Below are 24,667 nucleotides of genomic sequence, written 5' to 3' on the forward strand. Positions count from 1 at the left end.
CGCGTGCGACGGCACTTTCTGGAGGAACTACTGTTGGAAGATGGCCCAAATCTCCGGGAACGCGACCACGCGGCACAACAATGCCTCGTTGCTCTCGGTTGCAACCACGCTCGCGAACCGCATCACCACGTCGGACGACATCGAGCGTCATCTTCTTCCCGTGCTCCAGCGGCTGAAGTTGCCGACGCGTCTGCTCGAGCGCGTCGCCGGGGTTCGTGAGCGCCGCAATTGGGAAGAGGGCGTGACCTTCGACTCCGCCGCCGTCGACGCCGGGCGTCGCGCGCTCGCGGAGGCAGGAGTACGCCCCGATCAGGTGGGCCTGCTCATCAACACGTCGATCACCCGCCCGCATCTCGAACCGTCGGTCGCGGTGCGCATCCACCACGGGCTCGGGCTTCCGTCGTCGGCCATCAACTTCGACGTCACCAACGCCTGCCTCGGTTTCGTCAACGGGATGAACCTCGCCGCCGGAATGGTCGACTCCGGGCAGATCGACTACGCCGTCGTCGTCGACGGCGAGGATGCCGACCAGGTGCAACTGAACACCATCGAGCGCCTGCAGCGCGAGGGCATTGGACGCGCGGAGTTCATGAGCGAGTTCGCCAGCCTCACCCTCGGGTCGGGCGCCGCGGCCGCCGTGATCGGCCGCAGCGATCGGCATCCGGAAGGCCACCGGATGCTCGGCGGCGTCACCCGCGCCGCAACCCAGTTCAACGCGCTCTGCGTCGGCAGCGTCGACGGCATGTTCACCGATGCGAAGGCCCTGTTGAAGGGCGGCATGGACCTCGTGACGGCTGCATGGCGCGAGGCCCGCAAGAGCTGGAACTGGACGCAAATGGACCGCTACATCATGCACCAGGTCTCCGACGTGCACACCGACGCGATCGTGAAGGCCGCGAAACTCGACCGCTCGCGCATCCCCCTCACCTACCCGACCCTCGGAAACATCGGGCCGGCCTCGATTCCGATCACGCTCGCGCAGGAGGCGGCCTCGCTTCGGCGTGGGGATCGGGTGCTCCTGATGGGCGTGGGCTCCGGGTTGAACACGTCGATGCTCGAGATCGCCTGGTAGCGGGTGGTCATCGCTGCATCCCTGCCGAGTTCCGGCCTGCCCGGACTCGACGCGGGGTACTCGCGGATCGTCAGCGCGGCGGGTGCGGAATGGCACCTGCTCGACAACGGCCCCGCGCTCGAGGCCGCGGGCGTCACACCGGTCGGCACCCTGCTGTGCGTCCACGGGAATCCCACCTGGTCCTACCTGTGGCGTCAGCTGGTGACGCAGGCGACCGATGCCGCACTCGCCGACGGCTCCGACTCCGGCTGGCGGGTGATCGCCGTGGACCAGCTCGAGATGGGCTACTCCGAGCGCACCGGGCGCGTACGCCGTCTCGCCGACCGTGTGGCCGACCTCGGCGCCCTCACCGAGGCGCTCGGGCTCGAGGGGAAGCTCATCACGGTCGGGCATGACTGGGGTGGACCGGTGAGCCTCGGGTGGGCGGTGGATCACCCCGACCTGCTGGCCGGAGTCGTGCTGCTGAACACGGCGGTGCACCAGCCGGAAGGTCGGCCGATCCCGGCTCCGCTCCGCCTCGCCCTCGCGCCGGGCGTGCTCGACGTCGGAACGGCGGCGACGCCGTCCTTCCTCGAGACGACGCTCTCGCTCGCGCGGCCGGCGCTCGAACGGGGCGTGCGCGACGCATTCCATTCGCCGTACACGTCGTCCAGGCGCCGGCGCGGCATCCGCGACTTCGTCGCCGACATTCCGGCCGACCCGTCCCACCCCAGCTTTCCCGAACTCGATCGCATCGCGGCGGGAGTCGCCGCACTCGATGTTCCGGCCCTCGTGCTGTGGGGCCCCCGTGACCCCGTCTTCGGTGAGGTGTACCTGCGCGATCTCATCGACCGGCTTCCTCACGCCGACGTTCACCGCTTCGAGGGCGCCGGGCACCTCATCGCCGAAGAGGTCGACTACGCATCCGTCGTGCTCGACTGGCTCGACGAGACGGTTCGGCCGCCCCGCGCCGATTCCGCATCCGAGGCGGCGAGTGAGGATGAGAGGGAGCCGAGCGAACCGTTGTGGGCCCCCATCCAGCGCAACGCGGGTCTCGACGCCCCCGCGCTCATCGACATGGGAGCGGGCCCAGATGGCTCGGAGCGCGTGGTCACCTGGTCGCTCCTCGCACGACGGGTCGAGCAACTGGCGCACGGACTGGTGGCAGCCGGAGTGCGCTTTGGCGACCGGATCAGCCTGCTCGTGCCGCCATCGGCCGACCTCACGGCCGTGCTGTACGCGGCGGTGCGCATCGGAGCCGTCGTGGTCGTGGCCGACGCCGGTCTTGGGCTGCGCGGACTCGGTCGGGCCATCCGCGGCGCCCATCCCACGGTGATCGTCGGAGCGCTGCCGGGACTCCTCGCGGCCCGAGCGCTCGGATGGCCCGGCCGCCGCATCTCGGTCGCCACCCTGTCCCCGGCCTTCGCCCGCTCCCTCTCGGTGGAGCACTCCCTGGGCGACCTGCTCCGATTGGGACGCGCGCGTATGGCCACCGGCACGGATCGCGCGCCGCTTCCCACGCCGTCGGGCGCCGACCTGGCGGCAGTGCTCTTCACCTCGGGCTCGACGGGACCGGCGAAGGGCGTGCGCTATACGCAGGCCCAGCTCGGTGCCCTGCGCGATGCGCTCGCGACCCACTTCGAGCTGGGGGAGGGCACGGGCCTCGTCGCCGGTTTCGCGCCGTTCGCCTTGCTCGGGCCGGCGCTGGGCGCGCGCTCCGTGATTCCCGTCGGCGACGTCACCGCGCCGCGCACCCTGACCGCGACGGCCGTCGCCGACGCGGCCCGCGCCGCCGACGCGACGGTGCTGTTCCTCTCGCCGGCCGCGCTCGCGAACGTCGTCGCGACCGCCGATCGGCTCGACGATGCCCAGCGCGACGCGCTCGCCCGCATCCGCACAGTGCTCTCGGCGGGGGCTCCCGTGTCGGCGCGACTGCTCGAGCGCATCGTCGCGCTCATGCCGGCCGCAACCGCCCACACCCCGTACGGCATGACCGAGGGCCTGCTCATGACCGACATCACGCTCGACGGCATCCACGCCGCGAGCGGTGCCGGGGAGGCCCGCCCGACTGATGGTGAAGCGGATGCCGGAGGCGTCTGCGTCGGCGCGCCGGTAGCCGGCGTCGTCGTGCGCATCAGCCCGCTCGACTCCGAGGGCCGCCCGACCCCTCGGCTCACGGCCGAGCCGGGCGTCACCGGTGAGATCGTCGTGGCCGCGCCCCACCTGCGTGAGGGCTACGACCGGCTCTGGGCGGTCGACCGCATCGCCAGGGCGCACAGTGACGGCGCAGTGCGCCGACACAGCACCGGGGACGTGGGTCACCTCGACGCCGAGGGGCGTCTCTGGATCGAGGGACGACTGCAGCACGTGATGGTCACGGCCGACGGGGTCGTGACCCCGGTCGGAATCGAGCAGCGCATCGAGGGCGTCGACGGTGTGCGTCGCGCCGCCGTGGTCGGCGTCGGCCCGCGCGGTACCCAGGCCCTCGTCGCGGTGGTCGAACTCGACCGCAGGGCCGGTGCGGGCCTTGCGGACGCGTCGCTCGCCGCAGCGGTGCGAGCTGCGTCGTCGCGACCGCTCGCGGCGGTGCTCACGGTCGGCGTGCTGCCCACCGACATCCGCCACAACTCCAAGATCGATCGCACCGCACTCGCGGCGTGGGCCGATTCCGTGCTGCGCGGGAAACGGGTGCGTCGGCCGTGAAGGTGCTCGTCACGGGAGCCAGCGGCTTTCTCGGCGCGGCGGTGGCGTCGCAGCTCCTTGCGGCTGGGCACGCGGTCACCACGCTCCAGCGTCGGCCCTCGAGGGTCGCCGGCGCGACGGATGCCCTGGGCGACGTGACGGATGCCGCGCACGTGCGGAGGGCGCTCGCGGGCACGGAAGCCGTCGTGCACCTCGCCGCCAAGGTCTCGTTGGCGGGAGCGGTCGCCGATTTCGACCGGGTCAACGTGGGCGGTACCCGCCTGCTGCTGGCCGAAGCGCAGGCCGCCGGAGTGCGGCGCTTCGTGCAGGTCTCGTCCCCCTCCGTCGCCCACCTCGGTGCGTCGATCATGGGGGAGGGCACGGCGCGCGCCGATCCGGCTCACGCGCGCGGCGACTACGCCCGCACCAAGGCAGCTGCCGAGTTGCTCGCCCTCGACGCCGACACAAACGGGTTCGCGGTCGTCGTCGTTCGCCCACACCTGGTCTGGGGACCGGGGGATCCGCAGTTGGTGGGCCGCATCGTGCAACGTGCCGCGAAGCGGCGACTGCCCCTGCTCGGCAGCGGCGCAGCGCTCATCGACTCGACCTACATCGACAACGCGGTCTCCGCGATCGTCGCGGCACTCTCGCGGGCGGAATCGGTGCACGGCCGCTCCTACGTGGTGACGAACGGCGAGCCGCGGCCGGTGGCGGAACTGCTGGCGGGCATCTGCATCGCCTCCGGCGTCCCGGCTCCCTCCTGGCGCGTGCCCGCGGCTCTCGCGCGCACCGCCGGAGGTGTCGTCGAGGCCGTCTGGCGCATCCGCCCGGGGCGCGACGAGCCGCCGATGACCCGGTTTCTCGCGGAGCAGCTCTCGACGGCGCACTGGTTCGACCAGCGCAGCGTGCGGACGGACCTTCAGTGGACCCCGAGCGTCACGATCGACGAGGGTTTCGCGCGGTTGGCGGAGTGGTCAGCCGCCGACGATTTCGCGCCTGAGGGTTGAGGCCGAGCGCCGGATGTGATCGGCTGGCCTCGAGCAAGGGGGCATCAGATGAGTGATCCGTCCTGGACGCAAGTCGTCAAGACCGCCGAACCGGAACAGCCGGAGCTCAAACGGGTGCTCGGGCCCGGACTGCTGCTGCTCTTCATCGTCGGCGACATCCTCGGAACCGGCATCTACGCGCTCACGGGCCAGGTCGCAGCCGAGGTCGGCGGCGCGGCGTGGCTGCCCTTCCTCCTCGCCTTCGCGGTGGCGACGGTGACCGCCTTCTCCTACCTCGAGCTGGTCACGAAGTACCCGCAGGCCGCGGGAGCGGCGCTGTACACGCACAAGGCGTTCGGCATCCACTTCTTCACCTTCATCGTGTGCTTCATCGTGATGACCTCGGGCATCACGTCGGCGTCGACCGCGGCGCGCGCGTTCGCCGTGAACCTCACCGTCGCCTTCGCCATTCCGGATGCGGTGCTCACGACGATGCTCATTGCTCTCGCGTTCATCGTGGTGATCATGCTGGTGAACCTGCGAGGGGTGAGCGAGAGCGTCTGGCTCAACGTGCTGCTGACGCTCGTCGAGCTCTCGGGCCTGCTGCTCGTCATCCTCATCGGCATGTGGGCGATCTTCGGCGGAAATGCGGACTGGTCGCGGGTGGTGGCGTTCGAGACGCCGGAGGACAAGGGGGTGCTGCTGGCGATCAGCACGGCCACGTCGTTGGCCTTCTTCGCGATGGTCGGCTTCGAGGACTCGGTGAACATGGCCGAGGAGACGAAGGATCCGAGCCGCATCTTCCCGAAGATGATGCTGAGCGGACTCGGCATCGCGGCCGTCATCTACGTGCTCGTGTCGATCACCGTGGTCGCCCTCGTTCCCATCGGCGAGCTCGTCGGCAGTGAGACGCCGCTCGTGACGGCGGTCGAGGCGGCCGCTCCCGGCTTCCCCATCAACGCCCTGCTGCCGTTCATCTCGATGTTCGCCGTCGCGAACACCGCGCTGATCAACATGATGATGGCCAGCCGTCTTCTCTACGGCATGAGCAGGCAGCATGTGCTTCCTCCGTTGTTCGCGAAGGTCGCGCCCAGGCGTCGCACGCCCTGGGCGGCGATCCTGTTCACCAGCGCGCTGGCGGCGGGCCTGATCGTCTACGTCTCCCTGGACGAGAAGGGTCCGATCGTCGCCCTGCTCGGCGGCACCACGTCACTGCTGCTGCTCACCGTGTTCGCGGTCGTCAACGTCGCGGTGCTGGTTCTGCGCCGACAGCCGGTCGAGCACATCCACTTCCGAACGCCGGTCGCCCTGCCGGTCATCGGCGCCATCACCTGCGTCTACCTCGTGCTCCCGTGGACCTCGGGACGCCCGAGTGGCCAATACGTGATCGCGATCGCGCTGCTGGCCATCGGCGTGCTCTTGTGGGTCGCCGAGCGGATCTACACGACCGCACGGCGTCGACGGGGCCCAGCGGCCGCGCCGCCGGCGAGTTGAGCGACCGCGACGCCGAGCTGAGCTTTCGTCGATGTGGAGTGGCCCCTCCACAAAGTACGGTTGACCTATCCGAACGAGAGGATGGGCGAATGTCGGCTGAGGCGGTCGCACTGGGTGAGTTCCTGCGCGCACGGCGCAACGTGCGTCAGCCAGAGGAGTTCGGCCTCGACCGGGGATCGGGCCGACGCGTGCCCGGCCTGCGCCGCGACGAGGTCGCCAGGCTCGCGGCCATCAGTCCCGAGTACTACCTGCGGCTCGAGCAGGGCCGCAGCGCCCGGCCCTCCGACCAGGTGCTGAACGCTCTCGCGCAGGCGCTGGGACTGGATGCCGACTCACGTCGCTACCTGTTCCGCCTCGCCAGCGGGGACCTGCCGCGCACCGTGCTCCCCGCCGCGGAGTCGGCGGACCGCATCGCGCGCGTACTGAGCCAGTGGACCCACACTCCGGCCTACGTCTCCGACAGCAACCGCGACATCATCGCCGCGAATCCGCTGGCGACGGTCTTCGGGCACGGCGGCCTCTCCGCCGGCTCGAATGTCGCCCTCGACCTGTTCAACGATCGGATGAAGAGCACGCTGGTCGAGTGGGAGCCGATGACGCTGTCGACACTGGCCGGGCTGCGTCGCGATGCGGACCCCTTCTCGCCCCGATTGAAGCAGATCATCGACGAGCTCTCGATCGATCCCGACTTCGTGCGCATGTGGGAGCGCTACGACGTGTCGGGACCGGAAGACGCCCACATCCACATGCTGGTCGAGAACGTCGGCACGATCGAGATCGACGTGCAGAACTTCGCCGTGCGCAGCATGCCGGGCTACCTCCTGACGGTGCTGTCCGCCCCGCCCGAGAGCGTGACCGCGATGGTGTTCTCAGACCTGGCTGCCTCGCTCGCATCCGCCGACGAGACGCCGGTGGGTTCGGACTGACGGCACGAGGACCGCGGCACCCCAACGCGGGCGTTCCCCTGCATCAGCGCGCGGAGTAGCGTGCAGAACCGCGCCGGAGGGCCGGCGCTCCTAGCTGCGTTCTGGGCCACCAGAGGAGAGATGAGGTGCCGCATGGGCGCGGCCACTGGCCTCGACGCCGTGGGCAGGCTGCTGGATCACGCCAGCGTGCTCGGTGGGTTGCCCTGGAGCCTGCAGCGGCTGCCTGCCGGCACGGCATTCCTGCGGTTCGATGTGCCGCCGCCCTACGGAGTCGTGCTCATGCCCGCGCGCCGCAGGTGGCGGCTGATCATCGACACCCTCGGCGAGAGGGCGGGCGAGGGCCTCGACGTGCTGGTCGCCCCGCTCCGCACCGATCCGGCTTCGCTCATCGTCCGGGTGACGACCCTCATCGGCGTCGCCGCGACGGATGCCGGCCGCAACCAGGACAGCGCCGGCGCCATCGTCCTCGGTGAATTGAGCCATCGGCTCGCTCGACGCATCGGCGATGCATCGCTGGGTGCGATGGCGGCCGACATCGTCGGCAGCGCGCACCTGCGCAGGGGCGATTCCGCCGAAGCGTTGAGGTGGCTGCGAGGGGCGCGCAACCAGTTCCTGCGCGTAGACGACCTCCTTGCCCGCGAGGCGGAGGCGAAGCTGCGCTCAGCGCGCGCGGTTCTGGGATCCGCCTCCGCGTACGGCGAGGGTTCGCCCGAGCACCAGCCCAGTTAGCAACGTTCGACATCGCGGTGGCCGCGAGCGCCGTCGGCAGGTTCAGCTGCCCTGGGGGTCGGGGTCTTCTCCTTCGGCCTGCGAGGGCTTTCCCTCGGCCGGCTGCACCTGCTGCTCGCCGTCACGGGCGTCGTCGCCCTCGGCCTGGGAGGGTTTGCCCTGCGGATCGGTGTTCGACATCTCGGATCCCTTCACGCGTTCACGACGGTCGCCTCCATCGTGCGCGCTGCGCGTGGCCGTCGCACGGGGGTTGACACCCCGACCGCCTGCGGGGGAATCGGGAACGCTCCGCGATGCGGCCGCCGTCGCTGTCGGGCTGCGAAGCTCAGTGCACGAGCGTGCCCAGCCAGATCACCGCGAGGCCGAGGCCGGCGGTGATGATCGCGCTCAGGATGCGCAGGTACAGCGGACTGCGATTGCGGGCCGAGTTCCCGTAACCGATGATCGCGAGCATGAGCACGCCCAGCCAGAGCGCGATGTAGTACGCCACGTATTCGTCGAGCACCCCGACGGAGGCCAACCCGAGGAAGAAGGCCGGCAGCAGCATGGCCACCACGATGCCCGAGGAGTGGCGCGCGGCATCCAGCACCGCCTCACGAACCGGGCGGGCGCGCCCTTCCTCGGTATGCCTGCTCGCCACCACGGCGGCATAGATGTGCGTCAGCCAGAACACGCCGACCGTGCCCAGGATGAACCAGAGCACTTCGAGGTCGGTGTCGAAGTGCCACCCCACGGCGATGAGGGCGCTCACGAGAACGACTCCATACACGGAATGCTCGGAGCTGTAGGTCTCGAAGACGGCGCGAGCCGGCCGGGCAGCGGTCTCGGCGATCCGACTCCTGTCGCGACCGGACATGACCCGAAGGTAGTCCCGGGCGGGGCGCGACGTCCAGCATCGGCGACGCGGGGCGCCGAAGGGGCAGGATGATGCCATGGGCACGGATGCGTTGACGCAGGCAGCGGAGGAACTCTACGGCCTACCGCTCGCGGAGTTCACACGGGCCCGCAACGACCGGGCTCGTGAGCTGCGCGCCTCCGACAGGGCGCTCTCGGAGAGCATCGGCGGCCTGCGCAAACCGGCCGCCGACGCCTGGGTGGTGAACCAGCTGGTGCGCGAGAGTCGCAGCGACGTGGAGGACCTGCTCGACCTCGGCGCGCGCCTGCGGGCGGCCCAGGATGCCCTGGACGCCGGCGAACTCGCATCCCTCTCCCGGGAGCGACGGCGAGCGGTCGCGCAGCTGGTGGACCAGGCGGCGGCCCTCGCCGGCGACGCTGGCCAGAAGCTCGGCCCAGCCGTGCGCGATGCCGTCGGGAACACCCTCAACGCGGCGGTCGCCGATGCCTGGGCTGCGCAGGCGGTGCTCACGGGTCGACTCGTGCGCGGCTTGGAGAGCGTCGGCTTCGATCCCGTCGACCTGCGCGATGCGACGGCGGGAGGCGTGGGAACGGCCACTCCGCGAACGGCGGTCGACGGTGGTGAAGCGCACGCCCGGAAGCCGGCTGCCCGAAAGTCCGATTCCCGGAAGCCGGGTGGGCGGGAGTCGTCTTCTCCCACATCCGACGCAGGCACGGGCGCGGCCGGCGAACGCGCCCGCCGCGCACAGGAGCGGGAACAGGAGCTGCGTGAGCGGACCGAGCGTGCGGAACGTGCACGGGCCGAGGAACGCCGGCAGGCGCAAAAGGAGGCCGACGAGGCGCGCCGGCAGTTCGAGGGCGCCCGCGAGGAATCCGACCGGCTCCAGCATCAGCTCGATGACGCGCATCGGGCCGAAGCCGCATTACGGGAACGTCAGCGCGACCTCGAGGAACAACTTCGCCGGGTCGACCGGGAACTCTCCAGCGCTGAGCACGAGGTCCGCACCCTCGACCGCGACCACGATCGCGCCGTACGGCGTACCCAGCGTCTCGAGGCGGCGGCCGTCGACGCCGACGACGCCGTGCGCCGGCTCTCCTGATCCGTCGCGACGTGAGGCCGCCGGAGACACTGCGAGTCGTGGCGGGCGGTCAGGGCCGGATGCGCGCGATGTCGAGCGCGACGCGCTCCATCTCGGCGGCCGAGGCCTCGATGCCCGCGCTGCGGAAGCGGGCGCGAAGCGCCTCGAGCACCGTGCCGGCGGAATGCCCGGCGTAGTGCTCGCGGAGTTCCAGCAGGATGGTGCTGACCATCGGTGTGGCCATGGTGCTCTCGTTCCCCTTTCGGGCAGGCGGCGTTGCCTCCCGATCGATCCGTTCAGCCGTCGTCACTGACGGTCCTTCCGCGTGGTGTGCTTCGCGGTGGCGATGCACTAGTGGTTCTGGTTCTGCTTCTGTCTCATCCGGCCGCTGCCGTCATCATCGGTGATGGAGGCGCCCTGATCATTGTGCGCCGCTGTACTCGCCGGAGGGGTTCGGACATGCTCCGCGTCGAGATCCCGAGTGTTCTGCTCGCGTGAGTAGCGAACGGCCTCGTCGTATTCCTCGGATTCCGATTGCGCCATCATGTCGATCCCCGCAGACGTCCTCCGTCGAGTAGCCGGTGGACTGCATGCCACCGCGGACATCCTCAAAACTAGGAAGACCGTGTCGGGGCGACAAGGGGTTGACCGCCCTAGGGGCGTGTGTTAATCACGCCTGTGCCGGTGGCTCGCGCACCACATCCGCGGGTGCCTTGTCGGGGCGCAGGCCCCTCCACGTGGGATGCCGCATGCTTCCGCCGCGGGTCCACTCACTGAACTCGACCTCGCCGACGATGTCGGGCTTCACCCAGCGTGCGTCGGCCGCCTCCGCGCGCGGGACCTCGTGGAACGGGCTCTGCCCGCTGCCCAGGCCGGTGAGGGTGCGGTGGAGCATGGCGAGGTCGGCCTCGCGGAAACCGGTGCCGACGCGTCCGACGAACTCGAGCCCATCGCCGTCGGGAATGCCGACCAGGAGCGAGCCGATGGTTCCCTCACGGCGGCCCTTGCCGGGCCGCCACCCTCCGATCACGACCTCCTGCGTGGAGACGTGCTTGATCTTGATCCAGGCACCCGAACGTCGGCCCTCGGTGTAGGGGGAGTCCAGCTCCTTCGCGAGCACGCCCTCCAGTCCCAGCTGCCGGCTCGTGCGGATGGCCGCCTCGAGGTCGCCCTCGAAGGCGTCGGGAACGCCGATCGGCGATCCTGTGCGCTCCTCGACGACCGAGGAGAGCACCGCTCTGCGACGGGAGTAGGGCTCCCGGATGAGGTCGGCTCCGTCGAGCTCGAGCACGTCGAACAGCAGCAGGCGCACGGGCACCCGTGCGGCCGTCGCACGGATCTCGCCCGGTTTAGTGAGCCCCATCCGCTCCTGCAGCAGACCGAAGCTCGGCCGGCCCGAGGCGTCGAGGGCCACGATCTCACCGTCGAAGACACCGCTGCGTGCGGAGATGAGATCAGGCAGGTCGGCGAGCTCCGGATAGCGCTCGGTCACGTCGATGCCGTTGCGGGTGTGCAGGCGCACCGAGCCGTGCTCGACGGAGGCCAGCGCACGGATGCCGTCCCACTTCATCTCCACCGCCCACTCCTGCGCAGAGCCGACATCGGCCGGGGAGCCGGCCCGCGCGAGCATGGGCGAGTGCTCCCGTACGGGTGCGTCCCGGATCGCCTCCGGCGCCGACGCGGACTCGCTGATCGGGTGGCGGCTGTCGCGGCTCCACGTTCCGGGCGTCTCGTCCTTCATGCGGTGGATGAGCCAGTTCTGCTTGCCGTCGGCCTCGAGCTTCGTGCGGATGAGGGCCACCCGGCGCGCCTCGCCGAGACCTCCTCCCGGTTCACCGTGCAGGGTGACGATGACCTCGTCGTCGCGCCACTTCTCGAGTTCGTACGTTCCTGCATCCCAGATGCGTACGGTGCCCGCGCCGTATTCCCCGGAGGGAATGCTGCCCTCGAAGGAGCCGTACTCGAGCGGATGGTCTTCGGTATGCACGGCGAGGTGGTTGCGTCCCGGATCGGTCGGCACTCCTTTGGGCAGCGCCCAGCTCACGAGCACGCCGTCGTGCTCGAGCCGGAAGTCGTAGTGCAGGCGCCGGGCGTGATGCTCCTGGATGACGAAACTGTGCCCCTGCTGCGCTCCCTCCGAGACCACCTTCGCGGCGGGAACGGGTTCCGGTGTCTTCTCGGGGTCGCGCATCGATCGGTACGTGGCCAGCCGGTCCTCCGGCGCGGCGGCCCGAACGCCCTCGGGTCGGGCGGGTGGCGAGGGCTCGGGCGTCGGGCCGACGCCGGTGTCGATCGCAGCGAGGGCGTCACCCTGTTCCCGCACGCGCTCGAGCACCTCGTGGTATTCCAGTTGCCGCAACGAGGGCGAGGCCAGTTCGCGCCAGGTGCGCGGCGCGGCGACCGTGGGGCGGAACCGGCCGCGCAGCGAATAGGGGGCGATGGTGGTCTTGCTGCCGTTGTTCTGGCTCCAGTCCACGAGCACCTTTCCGGTGCGCAGTGTCTTCTTCATGTCGCTGACGACGAGGTCGGGATGGTCGGCCTCCAACGCCCGCGCGAGTTCGTGAGCGACGGCCGAGACCTCGTCGGAGCTCTGGCGCTCGTCGAGCTGGGCGTAGAGGTGGATGCCCTTGGACCCGCTCGTGACCGGCAGCGGGTCCAGCCCCATGCCCTGCAGGATGCGGCGGGCCAGGCGCGCGACCTCCGCGCATTCCTGCAGGCCGACTCCCTCGCCGGGGTCGAGGTCGAGCACGAGGCGATCGGGGTTGCGGCGGCGTCCGTCGTGGGTGAAGCGCCACTGCGGAACGTGGATCTCGAGGGCGGCGACCTGCGCGAGCCACGCCAGTACCGCCGCGTTGTTGACCAGGGGATAGGTCTTGGGTCCATCCGAGTGCTGGATCTCGGCACGGGGAACCCAGTCGGGAGTGCCGCCACCGAGGTCCTTCTGGAAGAACACCTGGCCGGGCTTCTCCGGCGTTCCGACGCCGTGCACCCAGCGTTTGCGGGTCGCGGGGCGGAACATCGCATGGGGGAGGAGAACCGGCGCCACCTGCGTGTAGTAGCCGAGCACGTCGGCCTTGGTCATCCCCGTCTCAGGGTAGAGCACCTTGCTGAGGTTGGAGACCTTGAGCCGGTGTCCGTCGACCGAGACGAGCTGCGCATCCGTTGCCGCCATATCGTCAACTTAGGGCATCGGGCAACGGTGCGGGTTGGGCTAGGCGCACCGGGCCCCGGGGGTGTTCACTTGACGGATGAGGTCCATCTGGAAAGGCGCGCTCACCTTCGGCCTGGTCAACGTGCCGGTCAAGCTCTACAGCGCGACCGAGAGCCACGACGTCTCGCTGCATCAGGTGCACGACAAAGACGGTGGTCGCATCCACTACGAGCGCCGCTGCGACATCTGCGGCAAGGTCATTCCCTACCAGCACATCGACAAGGCCTACGACGACGGCGAGCGAACGGTCATCCTCAGCGACGACGACCTCGCAGCGCTCCCGGCGGAGCGCAGTCGGGAGATCGAGGTGGTCGAGTTCGTCCCGAACGACCAGCTCGACCCGCTGTGGTTCGACAAGAGCTACTACCTCGAGCCCGACAGTGACTCCCCGAAGGCGTACGTGCTGCTGCGGCGCACGCTCGAGTCCACCGACCGAACCGCGATCGTGCGGTTCGCGCTGCGCCAGAAGACGCGGCTGGCCGCACTGCGCGTGCGCGGCGACGTGCTCGTGCTGCAGACCATGCTGTGGTCCGACGAGGTGCGCGAGGCCGAATTCCCCTCGCTCGACGCCGACGTGCGCATCTCGAGCAAAGAACTCGAGCTCTCATCGAGCCTGGTCGACTCGTACGCGAGCGACTTCGACCCCGACCAGTTCGTCGACGAGTACCAGCAGGAGTTGCGCACCCTGATCGACGAGAAGCTGAAGCAGGGCGACGCCCTCGACACCGAGGCCACCTTCGGCGAGGCGCCCGAGAAGCCCGAGGAGGGTGGTGAGGTCATCGACCTCATGGAGGCCCTGCGCAAGAGCGTCGCGAACGCGCGTGGTGAGAAGGACGGCGGTTCCGCCTCCGCAGCCGACGATTCGCCCAAGAAGGCGAAGAAGCCGGCGGCCAAGTCCTCGGGCAGCACGAAGAAGCCCGCGTCGAAGTCGGAGGCGAGTAAGGCGCCCGCCCGCCGGAAGGCCCAGTAGAAGAGCGTCGGCGGCGCTGTTTCGGCCGCGGATTGCTGTCAAGCCCCTTCCTCGCGGGCAGGCTCGGGCGTGGAATGAGAGCATGACGCCAGACGCCGACGACAAGACCGACCCCACCAGCAAGCACGACACCGGCCCCTTCCCCGAGGAGGAGCAGGGTCAGCCCGGCATCACCCGGGAGATGAAGACCGAGCCCGATCACGGTGAGGACAGCTACGAGGGCTCGGGCCGGTTGGCGGGCCGAAGCGCCCTGATCACGGGAGGCGACTCCGGTATCGGCCGGGCCGTCGCGATCGCCTACGCCCGCGAGGGAGCCGACGTCGCCATCGTCTACCTTCCCGAGGAGCAGGAGGATGCGGAAGAGACTTCTCGATGGGTGCAGGACGCCGGGCGGACGTGCGTGCTGATCCCCGGCGACCTGCGCGACGAGCGCTTCTGCGCCCAGGTCGTTGAGCAGACCGTCGCCGAGTTCGGCAAGCTCGACATCCTCGTCAGCAACGCCGCGTATCAGAAGGCTCGGGAAGGCATCGAGAACGTCGAGACCGCCGAGTTCGAACGCGTCTTCACGACCAACCTGTCGGCGACCATCTGGCTGATGCGGGCCGCGGTACCGCGTCTGGAGTCGGGGTCATCGATCATCATCACGAGCTCGATCCAGGCCTTCGACCCGTCGCCGGAGCTTTTCGACTACGCCATGACGAAGGCCGCCCTCGTGTCGCTGACCAAGTCGATGGGGCAGGAGCTCGCCCCGCGCGGCATCCGAGTGAACTCGGTCGCCCCTGGCCCCATCTGGACACCGCTGATTCCCGCCACCGATTGGGACGAGCAGGAGAAGGTCGAGCAGTTCGGCTCCGACACGCCCCTCGGCCGGGCGGGCCAGCCCGCCGAACTCGCCGGGGCCTACGTGTACCTCGCCTCCGAGCAGGCCTCCTACGTGGCGGGCGCCGTTCTTCCCGTCACCGGCGGTCGTCCGCTCTGAGTCGGTTGCCCGCCGAGACGTCGAAGAAGAGAAGAGAAGGGACGAGGGCGATGCCCGGTTCACGAGATTCCCGTCTGAAGAGGGCCGAGCTCATCGGCTCGCTGCGGCGCCACTGACGTGCCGCGACTGCGTCGAGTGCAGCCGTACGCGGCCGGGGGGTACACGCGTGTGCGCTCCGGCCGCGGTTTCCGCTACCTGGATGGCGAGGGGAACGCGCTCCCGGCTGAGGAGCGCGCCCGTGCCGAAGCCCTGGTCATCCCGCCCGCGTGGACGAACGTGTGGATCGCGGAGCGGCCCAATGCGCACATCCTCGCCGTCGGGGTCGACGACGCCGGGCGGCGACAGTACATCTACCATCCGCAGTGGCGTGCCGCCCGCGACAGCGTGAAGTTCGAGCGGGCCCGCGCCCTGGCGGCTGCGCTGCCGGCCGCGCGCGCCCGGGTCACCCGCGATCTCTCGACCGAGGGGCTCGGTCGAGATCGCGTGCTCGCGGGATCGTTCCGGATGCTCGACCTCGTCGCCGTTCGCGTCGGTGCCGAGCAGTACTTCGAGGCCAACGGCAGCTTCGGGCTCTCGACGCTGCTCGTGCGCCACGTGAAGCTGGACGGCGACGTCATCCGGCTCGCCTTCCCCGCGAAGAGCGGACAGCACATGCGTGCCGAGGTGCAGGACACGCCCCTCGCCACGATCAGCGCGGAACTGCTCCGACGCAGCCCGCGCTCCCGGTTCCTCGCCTGGCAGGAAGCCGGCCGGTTCCGCGCCTTGAGCGGCGCACAGATCAACGACTACGTGCGCGGCGCGACGGGAGGCGAGTTCACCGCCAAGGACTTCCGCACGCTGCGCGGCACCATCGCCGCGGCGATGTCGCTCGCGCAGTCAGGGCCGGCCACCACCGAGCGGGAGCGCAAGCGCGCACTGCGGGAGGCGTTCATCGCCGCCTCCGACACCCTCGGCAACACGCCGGCGATCGCCAAGAACAGCTACGTCGATCCGGCGGTGATCGATCACTTCCTTGCGGGGCGCACCATGCCGTTGAAGGGAACGCCGGAGAACGCGTTGCTCGCCCTGCTGTCGGACGAGGAAGAACCCGTGGTCCCACCGGACACCGCCGACTTGGCCTGAGTCCGCCCAGCCGAACCTCGACTCAGTGGGAGGTCGACGTCAGGCCGTCTTCGATCTCGTCGTCCTCGCGAGCGCCTTCGGCCTTGCGGCGTGCGCGAGGAAGCAGTACCCAGAGCGTCCCGATCACCAGCAACGCCACGATTCCGGCGATGATCCCCGCAGTGCGCCCCAGAGTGAAGTCGAAGATGAGGCTCGTCACACCCGCGGTGAGCAGGCCGACGACGACGACCTGAGCGATGAGGAAGCGGTTGCCGGCGTCGACCACCCGGCTCTTCACGTGTCGGCGGAAATACGTGCGGTGCTCGCTCACCGGCGCCAGCCCGATCGCGGTGCTGAGACCGGCCAGCCCCACGAGGATGAGGTAGAGCGTGAGTCCGTAGGCGTCGAGGTCGCTGAAACGCTGCTGGAAGGCGACCGTCAGCAGGAAGCCGCCGATGATCTGCGTTCCGGTCTGGGTGACACGCAGCTCCTGCAGGATGTCGGACCAGTTGCGATCGAGCTTCTCCGTCGGCGTCTCATGGCGCTCGGCGTCGTCGTTGGGGTGGGCGGCCATGAGGGGATGCTAGGGCATCCGCGACGGCGCCGCCGGGCGGTTGCGCTCAGGCGCTCAGGCGCTGCGCCAGCCAGACGTCCTCATATCCGCCGAGCGACCCGAGGTAGGACGCGCCGCCGGGAAAGGCCGGACGGCCGGGAAAGCTCGGCTCGCCCGGGTAGGCGGGAACCCCACGCCGGAGATGGCCGATCTCCTGCACCAGCCGGTCACCCACGACGGTGCCGAGGTAGTCGCCATCCGGGGTCAGGGCTTCGGCGTCGTCCCAGGGGAACCAGCCGATCCAGTCCCCGTCAGGGGAGAAGAGGTACTTGCCTTCCGCGGAGTGGCGGAAGGCGATCCAGTCGCCGGAGAGGTCGAAGAGGTAGGAAGTCATGCGGGTTCACCTTCTGAGGAGCGTTCGGGTCGCAAGGTGGTACCGGGCCGACGGGAGGGCAGCCCGTGGAGCAGGTGCATGGTGGAGCCGGGCCGCAGGAGGGTACGGGGCAGCCCGTGGGTCGGGTCGATCAGTGGAGCCGGGTGAGCAGGGTAGCTGCACACATCATGGCTCCCGTAAGGGGGACCCGCAAGACGACACGCACCACCCCTTTCGGGGGTGGTCTACGGCGCCGCTGCTCACAACTGGATGCTGTCTCCCGGTTCGAGGGCGTCGTAGTGGCCGCCGCCCTGTTCCACCGCCCACTGCAGGCGCGTGTTGGAGAGGTCCTTGCCCGCGCGGGAGAGGACCATCTCGTGCACCGGGAAGGCGCGCTTCGGGGCGACGGCGAGCACGTAGTCGATCGCGTCGCCGACCTTCATCCAGGGCGCACCGGCCGGAACGGCGAGCGCGTCGACCGAGACGCCCTCGGGGATGTGGAACGAGTCGCCGGCGTAGTAGAGGGTGTCGTTGACGAGCACGCCCACGTTGTCGACGACGGGGATGGAGGAATGGATCACGGCGTGCCGACCGCCGAAGAAGCGCAGCGTGAATGCGCCGATGCTGTGCACGTCACCGGGGGAGACCGTCTCGACCGGGAAATCGGACGCTGCGGCGGCCGCCACTCCGCTCGGACCGAGGATGCGCGCCTGCGGGCTGTCGGCGAGGATGCGGCGCACCTGGTCGGCCGTCCAGTGATCGCCGTGCTCGTGCGTGATGACGATGGCGACGACGCCGGTGGCCTCCGTGATCGGCGTGGTGAAGGAACCGGGATCGATGATGAGCCGTTCGCCGCCTTCCTCGAGCACGAGGGTGGAGTGTTCCAGTTTCATCAGGCGCATGCTTCGAGCCAACACCTTCATCCTCCAGCACGCAACTCGCCCGCCCGTCGATGCATCGCGGCATCCGTTGGCGTCCATAATCGCCGTATGACTGCTGGTGAAACGCTCCGGGTCACCGTGGCCATCAATCCGAACGCCTCATTCGGCAAGAACCGCGACGTGGGCCAGCGCGTCGTGAGGGCTCTCGTCGCCTCGGGCCACGAGGTGGCCATGCTTCGCGAGCCCAACTTCGAGTTGCTGCGCCGGGAGACCGAGCACGCCGTGCATGCAGGCACCGACGCCCTCATCGTGGTGGGCGGCGACGGCATGGTCTCGCTCGGAACGAACCTCGTCGCCGGCACCGGGATCCCGTTGGGCATCATCGCGACCGGCACGGGCAACGACATGGCCCGTGGGCTCGGCCTGCCCGTCGGCGACGCGGATGCGGCGACCCGGCAGGTGACGGCCGCGCTCGGGCGCACGCCGCGACGCATCGACGCCGCTCGCGTACGGCACGGGCCGCTGACGACCTGGTACGCCGCCGTGCTCTCGGCGGGGTTCGACGCGGTGGTGAACGAACGGGCCAATCGAATGGTGCGCCCGCGCGGCGCCAGTCGCTACGTCATCGCCCTGCTGCGCGAACTGCTCACCCTTCGAGCGGTGCGCTACTCCCTCGTCATCGACGGTGTCGCCAGGCAGGTCGAGGCGATGCTGGTATCCGTGGCGAACAACCCCTCCCTCGGCGGCGGCATGCGGGTCGCACCGGACGCCGAACTGGACGACGGCCTGCTCGACGTGTTCATCGTGAGCAAGATCGGCCGACTCGAGTTCCTGCGGGTGTTTCCGCGTGTGTTCCGCGGTACACACGTCGGTCATCCGGCCGTGGAGATCATCCGTGCCCGCTCGGTGCAGATCGACTCGGATGCCGACATCGTCGCCTATGCCGATGGTGAGCGGGTCGGCGCTCTGCCGGTCGCCATCGAGGTCGTGCCCGGGGCGCTGGCCGTTCTCGCGTGAAACGCCCGGAGGGCGCGGCCGATTTGGCCGCCCCCTGAGGCTATGACATACTTTTACCTGTTGTTCGAGAGGCCCCATCGTTTAGCGGCCTAGGACGTCGCCCTCTCACGGCGGTAACGCGGGTTCAAATCCCGCTGGGGTCACAACATCACGAGGCAGGTCTCCGGTTCGCCGGAGACCTGCCTCTTCTCGTTTCGGGCGACCTTGCCCCTCCCGGTCGGGATGCGGCCGGGCCTGGCTCATCCGCTAAGCTGAAGGCGCGAAGGGGAGTATCCCATCACGCCGTGAACGTCATCACGAGCAGCATCGCCGCTGTTCCGGACGCGGTGGCATCCAGAGGATGCGGGAGAGACTTTCGGAATCCTCCCGACCCCACTTCGAAAGGCCGCACCGCGTGCTCGACCTCCCGCTCTGGTTCGAAATCACCTCGCTCGTCGTTCTGACGCTCATCCTCGTGGGAGACCTGCTGCTGGTCGTCAAACGACCGCACGTTCCCTCCTTCCGCGAATCCAGCCTGTGGGTGGCGTTCTACGTCGCGCTCGCGCTCGCCTTCGCGGGGCTGATGTTCGTACTCGGCGACGCCGAGCACGGCGGCCAGTTCCTGGCCGGATGGCTTACCGAGTACAGCCTGTCGATCGACAACCTGTTCGTCTTCGTGGTGATCATGGCGCGCTTCGCCGTACCGCGGAAGATCCAGCAGGAGGTGCTCATGGTGGGCATCATCATCGCCCTCGTGCTGCGCGGCATCTTCATCCTTCTCGGCTCCGCGCTCATCGAGAACTTCAGCTGGGTGTTCTACATCTTCGGCGCCTTCCTGCTCTACACCGCCATCAACCAGGCGTTCGGCAACCACGACGACGACGGCGAGGAGAGCGGGCTGGTCAAGATGATGCGCCGGCGGCTCTCGATCGCCCCCGACTTCGACGGCATCAAGGTGCGCACGCTCATCGACGGCAAGAAGATCTTCACGCCGATCCTCATCGTCTTCATCGCCATCGGAACGACCGACCTCATCTTCGCGCTGGATTCCATCCCGGCGATCTTCGGCATCACCCAGAGCCCGTTCATCGTCTTCACCGCCAACGTGTTCGCGCTGATGGGCCTGCGTCAGCTCTACTTCCTGCTCGGCGGATTGCTCGAGCGCCTGGAGTACCTCAAGTACGGGATCGCCTTCATCCTCGCCTTCATCGGCGTCAAGCTCGTGCTGCACGCGTTGCACACCAACGAGCTGCCGTTCATCAACGGCGGCCACCACGTGGAGTGGGCGCCCGAGATCGGAACCTGGACCTCGCTCATCGTGATCATCGCCTCGATGGCCCTCGCGACGGTGGCGAGCCTCATCAAGGCCGGGGCGGATGCCCGTCGTCGCGGCACGAAGCTCAGCGACGAGGTTCCGCACTTCACCGCCGACTGAACGCCGACCCCGCAGTTGCTAGTGTGGTGGCGCTCGCTGCCGCAGGCGGGCGCCGACCGAGGGGGCGATCGTGGAATGAGTGCACTGCGCCGCTCGATCGCATCGACACCGGCCGGTCCGCTCGAGATCACCGTGACGGCCGCGACGCACACGGGACTCGTACGCTCCGCGAATGAGGACAGCTTCCTCGCCGAGGGCGCGGTGTTCGTCGTGGCCGACGGAATGGGTGGGCATGAGCGCGGCGAGGTGGCCAGCCGCAGCGCCATCACGGTGCTGCGCGAGGGCCTGAGGCTCGACGCGCCGAACACACCGGTCGCCCTGCTCGCCGCCATCGATGACGCCAACAGCACGGTGCGTGCCCTCAGTGCGACGACGGATGTCGGAACGCGGGTCGCCGGAACCACGCTCGCCGGCGTCGCGCTCGTCGATGCCGGAGACCCGAACCGGCTCTACTGGATGGCATTCAACGTCGGCGATTCCCGCGTCTACACCTGGGACGGTCGAAAGCTGGAGCAGCTGAGCGTCGACCACTCGGCGGTGCAGGAGCTCATCGACGCCGGCGCGATCTCGGTCGCCGACGCGGCATCGCATCCCGACCGCAACATCATCACGCGGGCGTTGGGCGCCGAGGTCGACGTCGACGCCGACGTGTGGCTGCTGCCCGTCTCGGGGCATCAGGGCTTCCTGATCTGCTCGGATGGACTGACGAAAGACGTCGGCGACGAGCGCATCGCGGCTGCGCTCGCCGAGCACGCGGACGCGGCGGAAGCGCTCGTCGAACTCGCGCTCTCCGCCGGGGGTCGCGATAACGTGACCGTCGTCATCGTCGAGGCGGTCGCGGCAGAGGGCGTCGACGCCGTCGAGACGACCCAGGACAGGGATGGCCTCGCGGAGGGCACCGATGAGGACACCACGCCGCGGCTCGTGAGGGGAACATGATGCAGATCGACTACGAACCGGATGCCGCGGGGGAGTGGCTCGCGATCGTGGCGCCGAGCCGGGTGATCGTGCTGCGTCCCGGAGAAGCAGACGTGGCAGGGCTGCACCGGCTGATGCTCGGCGACGCTGCTCCCGGTGCCGTCATCGAAGCGCTCGCAACGAGCGGATTGAGCTCCATTCCCCCGTTCGCGCTCGTGGCCGAGGAGCCCGGCGGCCTGCGCGTCATCGTGCGTGGGGCCGTCGACGTCGTGGCCGATGTGGACGGGCGATCCCAGACCTTCAGCGGTCGCACGTTCTCGACGTGGGCCGAGAGCGTCGTCGCGGCGACGAGCGCCCGCGTCACGACCGGCCGTCCGGCCGGCGGAGCGAGCCTGCCCCTCCTCTCCGGCGCGGCATGGGCGGCAGGCGTGCACATCGCGGTCGGGAACGCCGAACCAGAGCAGCGGGAGCTCGATGACAGCACGGTCGTCGTTCCTCGTCCGGCATCCGGTGCGCGATCGGATGCCCTGCTCGAGACACCCGGGCCCGCACCGGAGGTGACGGTCGTCGACATCGATCGCGAGGCCGAGCCCGTCGCCTCGATCGATGAGGCCGGCGATCACGACGGCCAGACGGTGCTGAGCGACCAGTTGCGCGACGTGATCGGCCGGGCGCGAGCGGAACGCGGCACCACGCCACAGCAGCAGCCGCCCGAGGCGGCCGGCTACGGCCTGCGGCTGCCCGACGGGCGCATCGAACGGGTGGAGACCGCGGTGCTCATCGGCCGGGCGCCGAGCCTCAGCCAGCACTCGGGAGGCCCCGTACCGCGCCTGCTCGCGATCGGCGGCGCGGACAACGACATCTCGCGCAACCACGTGCACGTCGAGCTGCAGGGCGACACGCTCGTCGCGACCGACCTGCATTCCCGCAACGGCACGATCCTGACGCTTCCCGGCACCGAACCGCGCAAGCTGCGGGCGGGGGAGGCCGCGACCGTCGTGGCCGGCAGCGTCATCGACCTCGGTGGGGGCATCACGATCGCCGTCGAGACGAGCCCTGCCTGATGCGCCGACCACCCTCCGCGCCGCCGACCCTTCCGGGCTACAGCTACCTGCGCCTGCTCGGATCCGGCGGGTTCTCCGACGTCTTCCTCTATCAGCAGGCCCTTCCGAGGCGCGACGTCGCCGTGAAGGTGCTCGTGGCCGACCAGCTCGACGAGCAGGCCAAGCGCAACTTCGTCGCCGAGGCGAACGTGATGGCGCAGCTCTCCGCGCATCCCTACATCGTCACCATCTTCCACGCCGACATCGCCGGCGACCGGCCCTACCTCGTGATGGAGTACTGCTCGGGGCCGAGCCTCGCCGAGCGCTACAAGCGCGAGCGCCTCTCGGTCGAGTTCGTGCTGCGCACCGGGGTGCGGCTGGCGAGTGCCGTGGCGACGGCGCACGCCGCCGGCATCCTCCACCGCGACATCAAGCCGGCGAACGTCTTGACGAACGACTACGGCTGGCCGGCGCTGACGGACTTCGGCATCGCCTCGAGCCTGGACGATGACCTGCCGGTGGCGACGACGACGGACTGGACCGGCGGATCGGCCTCGCAGACGGGCGGCAACGCCTCGGCGGTCGGCCTGTCGGTGCCGTGGTCGCCTCCGGAGATGTTCGATGACGATCCGAGCCCCGACGTGCGCAGCGACGTCTTCTCGTTGGCCGCGACCATCCACACCCTGCTGGCCGGGCAGACGCCGTTCGAGATCAAGGGACGATCCAACGGAAGCCTCGACCTGATCGGACGCATCGAACGCGGCCAGGTCACTCCGATCGGCCGGGACGACGTGCCGCAGTCCCTTCTCTCGGTGCTGCGCAAGGGCATGGCGACGCAGCGCGCCCACCGCTACCAGAGCGCCCTCGAACTCGCGCGGGGCCTGCAGCGCGTCGAGATCGAGCTCGGCTACGCCCCGACCTCGATCGAGGTTCCGGCCTTCCTGCTCTCCACCCCTCCGACACGGCAGGCCGGCACCCCGGATGCCGACGAGACCCGCGTGCGCACGGTGCAGATCGTGCAGCCGCAGCCGGCGCCGGTACCCGCCTCCGACGCCGACGAGACCCGCATCCGCCCGGCGGTGGTTGCGCCGCAGCCGGTCGACGACGGCACGGTGGTGCGCCCCCGGCCGCCGCTCGCGCAGGCTTCCCCGCTCGAGCCCCAGCCCGAGACCGAGACCGCCGGTGCGGACGCGAGCGATGAGGCGCCGACAGGTCGGCGTCGCCGCCTGCCGATCGTGCTGGGATCGGCCGCAGCTCTCGTGCTCGCCGCCGCGATCGCGGCCGTCGTGCTCGTTCCCCGCCCCGAGACCGGCCCGGCGGAGCCGACGTCCCCTCCGAGCGATGGCCCGGCCCTCTCCGCGGTCATCCCGGCGCCGGCGGTCGACCCCGGCATCCGCTCCGCCGACGGCGCGAGCGTGAGCTTCGCCGTGCGCAGCGACTCGCCGCACGATGGCGACATCTACCGATGGTCTCGCACCGACGCGCCGGACCGACCGCAGGCGGCGACGACGTCGCCGATCGTGGTGACCGGCGTCGTTCCCGGCAGCCAGGTCTGCATCGACGTCGTCATCCAGCGCTCCGGGAAGACGAGCGAGCCGGCACGGGGGTGCACGCCGTGACGCCGCTGCAGGTGATGTTCTGCGGCGAGGAGTACGTCGTCGAACCCGAGAGCACGTTCACCGTGGGTCGCGAGGCCGACCTGACGATCGATGAGAACCCGTACCTGCATCGTGTCTTCCTCACCCTGTCGAGCGAGTTCGACCTGTGGTGGATCACGAACGTCGGGCACACGCTCTCGGCGACGGTCTCCGACGAATCAGGGGCCGTGCAGGCATGGCTGGCTCCCGGGGCCCGCCTGCCGATCGTCTTCCAGCACATGCACGTCATGTTCAGCGCCGGCGCGACCACGTACGACTTCGAGATCCACGCGGCCTCCGACGTGTACAACACCTCGCTCTCGGCGGTGCCGATCGCCGGAACGACCACGCTGCTGCCCGTCACTCTCACCCGCAGCCAGCGCCAGCTGATCGTCTCCCTGTCGGAGAACATCCTGACGCGCTCGACGCCGGGTCGTGGGGAGATCCCGAGCTCGGCCGACGCCGCGGCCCGGCTGGGCTGGTCGATGACCACGTTCAACCGCAAGCTCGACAACGTCTGCGACAAGCTCGACCGCATCGGCGTCTCGGGCCTGCGCGGAGGGCGTGGCAAGCTCGCCACCAACCGCCGTGCCCGGCTGGTCGAGTACGCCCTGGCCACCCGGCTGGTGAGCGCCGAGGACCTTCCGCTCCTGGATGCGGTGGCGGAACCCGAGCCCGACCTCGATGCCGATGGAGCGGCCGAGGTGCCCTGATCGGGAGGATCCTGCCACCTCTCCGGGCATGTTAGCGTCGAGTGCCGTATACGGA

General features: G+C 69.6%; 24 protein-coding genes and 1 tRNA gene. 17 read left to right on the top strand and 8 right to left on the bottom strand.

The window, feature by feature from the left end; genetic code table 11:
• Nucleotides 1-40: 40 nt before the first annotated feature.
• From WDJ51_RS05365 to WDJ51_RS05390, 6 genes are all read left to right on the top strand, one after another.
• On the top strand, nt 41-1,072 hold the full coding sequence (locus WDJ51_RS05365) for a 3-oxoacyl-ACP synthase III (RefSeq protein WP_337851404.1): 1,032 nt from the start codon (nt 41-43) through the stop codon (nt 1,070-1,072).
• A gap of 3 nt (nt 1,073-1,075) precedes the next feature.
• Complete coding sequence (locus WDJ51_RS05370; protein ID WP_337851405.1) at nt 1,076-3,754, top strand: alpha/beta fold hydrolase; 2,679 nt, start codon at nt 1,076-1,078, stop codon at nt 3,752-3,754.
• The gene (locus WDJ51_RS05375; protein ID WP_337851406.1) at nt 3,751-4,740 is read left to right on the top strand and encodes an NAD-dependent epimerase/dehydratase family protein; all 990 of its coding nucleotides are present in this window, start codon (nt 3,751-3,753) and stop codon (nt 4,738-4,740) included. Before WDJ51_RS05370 ends, WDJ51_RS05375 begins: the two co-directional genes overlap by 4 nt.
• Nucleotides 4,741-4,788: 48 nt before the next feature.
• Entirely contained in the window at nt 4,789-6,213 is a 1,425-nt protein-coding gene (locus WDJ51_RS05380) for an APC family permease (protein ID WP_337851407.1), read from the top strand.
• A gap of 89 nt (nt 6,214-6,302) precedes the next feature.
• A complete protein-coding gene (locus tag WDJ51_RS05385) occupies nt 6,303-7,139 on the top strand; it encodes a helix-turn-helix domain-containing protein (RefSeq protein WP_337851408.1) in 837 nt (278 codons plus the stop codon).
• Between the two features lie 132 nt (nt 7,140-7,271).
• The gene (locus WDJ51_RS05390) at nt 7,272-7,868 is read left to right on the top strand and encodes a hypothetical protein (protein ID WP_337851409.1); all 597 of its coding nucleotides are present in this window, start codon (nt 7,272-7,274) and stop codon (nt 7,866-7,868) included.
• 42 nt (nt 7,869-7,910) lie between these two features.
• On the opposite strand, the gene WDJ51_RS05395 is transcribed toward WDJ51_RS05390, so the two are convergent.
• A complete protein-coding gene (locus WDJ51_RS05395) occupies nt 7,911-8,048 on the bottom strand; it encodes a hypothetical protein (protein WP_337851410.1) in 138 nt (45 codons plus the stop codon).
• A gap of 145 nt (nt 8,049-8,193) precedes the next feature.
• On the bottom strand, nt 8,194-8,724 hold the full coding sequence (locus WDJ51_RS05400) for a hypothetical protein (protein ID WP_337851411.1): 531 nt from the start codon (nt 8,722-8,724) through the stop codon (nt 8,194-8,196).
• Between the two features lie 76 nt (nt 8,725-8,800).
• Here WDJ51_RS05400 and WDJ51_RS05405 point away from each other — a divergent pair, with 76 nt between their 5' ends.
• Nucleotides 8,801-9,823, top strand: a complete 1,023-nt coding sequence (locus tag WDJ51_RS05405) for a transposase (RefSeq protein ID WP_337851412.1) — start codon at nt 8,801-8,803, stop codon at nt 9,821-9,823.
• A 49-nt stretch (nt 9,824-9,872) separates the two neighbouring features.
• Here WDJ51_RS05405 and WDJ51_RS05410 read toward each other — a convergent pair whose 3' ends face one another.
• The 3 genes from WDJ51_RS05410 to WDJ51_RS05420 form a co-directional block, all read right to left on the bottom strand.
• Nucleotides 9,873-10,046 (bottom strand): hypothetical protein, encoded by a 174-nt coding sequence (locus tag WDJ51_RS05410; RefSeq protein WP_337851413.1) that lies wholly within the window; start codon nt 10,044-10,046, stop codon nt 9,873-9,875.
• 107 nt (nt 10,047-10,153) lie between these two features.
• Nucleotides 10,154-10,348 carry a hypothetical protein gene (locus tag WDJ51_RS05415; protein WP_337851414.1) on the bottom strand — a complete coding sequence of 65 codons (195 nt, stop codon included), beginning with the start codon at nt 10,346-10,348 and terminating at the stop codon, nt 10,154-10,156.
• A 124-nt stretch (nt 10,349-10,472) separates the two neighbouring features.
• Nucleotides 10,473-12,974 (bottom strand): ATP-dependent DNA ligase, encoded by a 2,502-nt coding sequence (locus WDJ51_RS05420; RefSeq protein WP_337851415.1) that lies wholly within the window; start codon nt 12,972-12,974, stop codon nt 10,473-10,475.
• Nucleotides 12,975-13,050: 76 nt separating this feature from the next.
• Here WDJ51_RS05420 and ku point away from each other — a divergent pair, with 76 nt between their 5' ends.
• From ku to WDJ51_RS05435, 3 genes are all read left to right on the top strand, one after another.
• Nucleotides 13,051-13,983 (top strand): non-homologous end joining protein Ku, encoded by a 933-nt coding sequence (gene ku / locus WDJ51_RS05425; RefSeq protein WP_337851416.1) that lies wholly within the window; start codon nt 13,051-13,053, stop codon nt 13,981-13,983.
• Nucleotides 13,984-14,065: 82 nt separating this feature from the next.
• On the top strand, nt 14,066-14,962 hold the full coding sequence (locus tag WDJ51_RS05430; RefSeq protein WP_337851417.1) for a glucose 1-dehydrogenase: 897 nt from the start codon (nt 14,066-14,068) through the stop codon (nt 14,960-14,962).
• Between the two features lie 117 nt (nt 14,963-15,079).
• The gene (locus WDJ51_RS05435) at nt 15,080-16,084 is read left to right on the top strand and encodes a DNA topoisomerase IB (protein WP_443218457.1); all 1,005 of its coding nucleotides are present in this window, start codon (nt 15,080-15,082) and stop codon (nt 16,082-16,084) included.
• Nucleotides 16,085-16,106: 22 nt separating this feature from the next.
• On the opposite strand, the gene WDJ51_RS05440 is transcribed toward WDJ51_RS05435, so the two are convergent.
• The 3 genes from WDJ51_RS05440 to WDJ51_RS05450 all read right to left on the bottom strand — a co-directional run bounded on the left by WDJ51_RS05440 (nt 16,107) and on the right by WDJ51_RS05450 (nt 17,891).
• The gene (locus WDJ51_RS05440; protein ID WP_337851419.1) at nt 16,107-16,637 is read right to left on the bottom strand and encodes a DUF6328 family protein; all 531 of its coding nucleotides are present in this window, start codon (nt 16,635-16,637) and stop codon (nt 16,107-16,109) included.
• A gap of 46 nt (nt 16,638-16,683) precedes the next feature.
• Entirely contained in the window at nt 16,684-17,010 is a 327-nt protein-coding gene (locus WDJ51_RS05445; protein WP_337851420.1) for a hypothetical protein, read from the bottom strand.
• 239 nt (nt 17,011-17,249) lie between these two features.
• Complete coding sequence (locus tag WDJ51_RS05450; RefSeq protein WP_337851421.1) at nt 17,250-17,891, bottom strand: MBL fold metallo-hydrolase; 642 nt, start codon at nt 17,889-17,891, stop codon at nt 17,250-17,252.
• Nucleotides 17,892-17,978: 87 nt separating this feature from the next.
• On the opposite strand from WDJ51_RS05450, the gene WDJ51_RS05455 reads away from it, so the two are divergent.
• The 7 genes from WDJ51_RS05455 to WDJ51_RS05485 all read left to right on the top strand — a co-directional run bounded on the left by WDJ51_RS05455 (nt 17,979) and on the right by WDJ51_RS05485 (nt 24,612).
• On the top strand, nt 17,979-18,887 hold the full coding sequence (locus tag WDJ51_RS05455) for a diacylglycerol/lipid kinase family protein (protein WP_337851422.1): 909 nt from the start codon (nt 17,979-17,981) through the stop codon (nt 18,885-18,887).
• 70 nt (nt 18,888-18,957) lie between these two features.
• A tRNA-Glu gene (locus WDJ51_RS05460) sits at nt 18,958-19,030 on the top strand.
• Between the two features lie 197 nt (nt 19,031-19,227).
• Entirely contained in the window at nt 19,228-20,301 is a 1,074-nt protein-coding gene (locus WDJ51_RS05465; RefSeq protein ID WP_443218458.1) for a TerC family protein, read from the top strand.
• Between the two features lie 75 nt (nt 20,302-20,376).
• Nucleotides 20,377-21,240 carry a PP2C family protein-serine/threonine phosphatase gene (locus WDJ51_RS05470; protein ID WP_337851424.1) on the top strand — a complete coding sequence of 288 codons (864 nt, stop codon included), beginning with the start codon at nt 20,377-20,379 and terminating at the stop codon, nt 21,238-21,240.
• Nucleotides 21,240-22,283 carry an FHA domain-containing protein gene (locus tag WDJ51_RS05475; RefSeq protein ID WP_337851425.1) on the top strand — a complete coding sequence of 348 codons (1,044 nt, stop codon included), beginning with the start codon at nt 21,240-21,242 and terminating at the stop codon, nt 22,281-22,283. The genes WDJ51_RS05470 and WDJ51_RS05475 overlap by 1 nt, the downstream gene beginning before the upstream one ends.
• Nucleotides 22,283-23,881 carry a serine/threonine-protein kinase gene (locus WDJ51_RS05480; RefSeq protein ID WP_337851426.1) on the top strand — a complete coding sequence of 533 codons (1,599 nt, stop codon included), beginning with the start codon at nt 22,283-22,285 and terminating at the stop codon, nt 23,879-23,881. Before WDJ51_RS05475 ends, WDJ51_RS05480 begins: the two co-directional genes overlap by 1 nt.
• The gene (locus tag WDJ51_RS05485) at nt 23,878-24,612 is read left to right on the top strand and encodes a hypothetical protein (protein ID WP_337851427.1); all 735 of its coding nucleotides are present in this window, start codon (nt 23,878-23,880) and stop codon (nt 24,610-24,612) included. The genes WDJ51_RS05480 and WDJ51_RS05485 overlap by 4 nt, the downstream gene beginning before the upstream one ends.
• Nucleotides 24,613-24,667 lie beyond the last annotated feature (55 nt).

Origin of the sequence: Rathayibacter sp. YIM 133350 (assembly GCF_037404875.1) — a bacterium.
In the GTDB taxonomy this organism is placed as follows: domain Bacteria; phylum Actinomycetota; class Actinomycetes; order Actinomycetales; family Microbacteriaceae; genus Orlajensenia.